The following is a 3,105-nucleotide window of genomic DNA, read 5'->3' on the forward strand; positions in this document are numbered from 1 at the left end:
TTTTTTAATTTTAGTTTGGTTAAGTTAGAAAGGGCGCACGGTGGATGCCTTGACACTAGGAGTCGATGAAGGACGGGACTAACGCCGATATGCTTCGGGGAGCTGTAAGTAAGCTTTGATCCGAAGATTTCCGAATGGGGAAACCCACTATACGTAATGGTATGGTATCCTTACCTGAATACATAGGGTATGGAAGACAGACCCAGGGAACTGAAACATCTAAGTACCTGGAGGAAGAGAAAGCAAATGCGATTTCCTGAGTAGCGGCGAGCGAAACGGAATCTAGCCCAAACCAAGAGGCTTGCCTCTTGGGGTTGTAGGACATTCTATACGGAGTTACAAAGGAACGAGGTAGACGAAGCGACCTGGAAAGGTCCGTCACAGAAGGTAACAACCCTGTAGTCGAAACTTCGTTCTCTCTTGAATGTATCCTGAGTACGGCGGAACACGTGAAATTCCGTCGGAATCTGGGAGGACCATCTCCCAAGGCTAAATACTCCCTAGTGATCGATAGTGAACCAGTACCGTGAGGGAAAGGTGAAAAGCACCCCGGAAGGGGAGTGAAAGAGATCCTGAAACCGTGTGCCTACAAATAGTCAGAGCCCGTTAATGGGTGATGGCGTGCCTTTTGTAGAATGAACCGGCGAGTTACGATCCCGTGCGAGGTTAAGTTGAAGAGACGGAGCCGCAGCGAAAGCGAGTCTGAATAGGGCGTTTAGTACGTGGTCGTAGACCCGAAACCAGGTGATCTACCCATGTCCAGGGTGAAGTTCAGGTAACACTGAATGGAGGCCCGAACCCACGCACGTTGAAAAGTGCGGGGATGAGGTGTGGGTAGCGGAGAAATTCCAATCGAACCTGGAGATAGCTGGTTCTCCCCGAAATAGCTTTAGGGCTAGCCTTAAGTGTAAGAGTCTTGGAGGTAGAGCACTGATTGAACTAGGGGTCCTCATCGGATTACCGAATTCAGTCAAACTCCGAATGCCAATGACTTATCCTTAGGAGTCAGACTGCGAGTGATAAGATCCGTAGTCAAGAGGGAAACAGCCCAGATCGCCAGCTAAGGTCCCAAAGTGTGTATTAAGTGGAAAAGGATGTGGAGTTGCTTAGACAACTAGGATGTTGGCTTAGAAGCAGCCACCATTTAAAGAGTGCGTAATAGCTCACTAGTCGAGTGACTCTGCGCCGAAAATGTACCGGGGCTAAATACACCACCGAAGCTGCGAATTGATACCAATGGTATCAGTGGTAGGGGAGCGTTCTAAGTGCAGTGAAGTCAGACCGGAAGGACTGGTGGAGCGCTTAGAAGTGAGAATGCCGGTATGAGTAGCGAAAGACGGGTGAGAATCCCGTCCACCGAATGCCTAAGGTTTCCTGAGGAAGGCTCGTCCGCTCAGGGTTAGTCAGGACCTAAGCCGAGGCCGACAGGCGTAGGCGATGGACAACAGGTTGATATTCCTGTACCACCTCTTTATCGTTTGAGCAATGGAGGGACGCAGAAGGATAGAAGAAGCGTGCGATTGGTTGTGCACGTCCAAGCAGTTAGGCTGATAAGTAGGCAAATCCGCTTATCGTGAAGGCTGAGCTGTGATGGGGAAGCTCCTTATGGAGCGAAGTCTTTGATTCCCCGCTGCCAAGAAAAGCTTCTAGCGAGATAAAAGGTGCCTGTACCGCAAACCGACACAGGTAGGCGAGGAGAGAATCCTAAGGTGTGCGAGAGAACTCTGGTTAAGGAACTCGGCAAAATGACCCCGTAACTTCGGGAGAAGGGGTGCTTTCTTAACGGAAAGCCGCAGTGAATAGGCCCAAGCGACTGTTTAGCAAAAACACAGGTCTCTGCGAAGCCGTAAGGCGAAGTATAGGGGCTGACACCTGCCCGGTGCTGGAAGGTTAAGGAGAGGGGTTAGCGTAAGCGAAGCTCTGAACTGAAGCCCCAGTAAACGGCGGCCGTAACTATAACGGTCCTAAGGTAGCGAAATTCCTTGTCGGGTAAGTTCCGACCCGCACGAAAGGTGTAACGATTTGGGCACTGTCTCAACCAGAGACTCGGTGAAATTATAGTACCTGTGAAGATGCAGGTTACCCGCGACAGGACGGAAAGACCCCGTGGAGCTTTACTGTAGCCTGATATTGAATTTTGGTACAGTTTGTACAGGATAGGCGGGAGCCATTGAAACCGGAGCGCTAGCTTCGGTGGAGGCGCTGGTGGGATACCGCCCTGACTGTATTGAAATTCTAACCTACGGGTCTTATCGACCCGGGAGACAGTGTCAGGTGGGCAGTTTGACTGGGGCGGTCGCCTCCTAAAGTGTAACGGAGGCGCCCAAAGGTTCCCTCAGAATGGTTGGAAATCATTCGTAGAGTGCAAAGGCATAAGGGAGCTTGACTGCGAGACCTACAAGTCGAGCAGGGACGAAAGTCGGGCTTAGTGATCCGGTGGTTCCGCATGGAAGGGCCATCGCTCAACGGATAAAAGCTACCCCGGGGATAACAGGCTTATCTCCCCCAAGAGTCCACATCGACGGGGAGGTTTGGCACCTCGATGTCGGCTCATCGCATCCTGGGGCTGTAGTCGGTCCCAAGGGTTGGGCTGTTCGCCCATTAAAGCGGTACGCGAGCTGGGTTCAGAACGTCGTGAGACAGTTCGGTCCCTATCCGTCGTGGGCGTAGGAAATTTGAGAGGAGCTGTCCTTAGTACGAGAGGACCGGGATGGACGCACCGCTGGTGTACCAGTTGTTCTGCCAAGGGCATAGCTGGGTAGCTATGTGCGGAAGGGATAAGTGCTGAAAGCATCTAAGCATGAAGCCCCCCTCAAGATGAGATTTCCCATAGCGTAAGCTAGTAAGATCCCTGAAAGATGATCAGGTTGATAGGTTCGAGGTGGAAGCATGGTGACATGTGGAGCTGACGAATACTAATAGATCGAGGACTTAACCATATAATATGTAGCAATGTTATCTAGTTTTGAAGGAATATGCCTTCATAGTTTGGTGATGATGGCAGAGAGGTCACACCCGTTCCCATACCGAACACGGAAGTTAAGCTCTCTAGCGCCGATGGTAGTTGGGACCTTGTCCCTGTGAGAGTAGGACGTCGCCAAGCAA

At 51.2% G+C, this 3,105-nt stretch carries 2 rRNA genes; both read left to right on the plus strand.

Going from position 1 to position 3,105, the window contains the following annotated elements:
- Positions 1–17 precede the first annotated feature (17 nt).
- A 23S ribosomal RNA gene (locus BAU28_RS27025) occupies positions 18–2,939 on the plus strand.
- A 48-nt stretch (positions 2,940–2,987) separates the two neighbouring features.
- Positions 2,988–3,103: ribosomal RNA gene (rrf, locus tag BAU28_RS27030) — 5S ribosomal RNA — on the plus strand.
- Positions 3,104–3,105: the final 2 nt, after the last annotated feature.

Source organism: Bacillus paramycoides (assembly GCF_001884235.1).
GTDB lineage: Bacteria > Bacillota > Bacilli > Bacillales > Bacillaceae_G > Bacillus_A > Bacillus_A paramycoides.